Genomic DNA, 269 nt, shown 5'->3' on the forward strand with positions numbered 1-269 from the left:
GTCTTAGGTTTTTCTAAACTTATTGAACATCCTATTAACGAAACTCCTTTTATAGCCATTACAACTTGTGATCATGCAGAACAAAATTGTCCTCTTATTTTAGAAGCGTCTTCACGTTTTCATTTGCCATATACAGACCCTAAAACTGAAGAAAACTCTACAAATAAAAGTGAAACCTATCTAAACACCTCTAAATTAATTGCTGGAGAAATGGGAATCATTTTCAAAAAAGTTAAAGAACAACTTTTATAATTTTCACTTTACTGAGT

General features: G+C 30.5%; 1 protein-coding gene. It reads left to right on the forward strand.

Annotated elements, in window-relative coordinates:
• Positions 1-252, forward strand: a 252-nt coding sequence (locus Q4563_RS20130; RefSeq protein ID WP_303605776.1) for a hypothetical protein, incomplete at its 5' end; no start/stop codon positions are given.
• Positions 253-269: the final 17 nt, after the last annotated feature.

Source organism: Gilvimarinus sp. 1_MG-2023 (genome assembly GCF_030548285.1).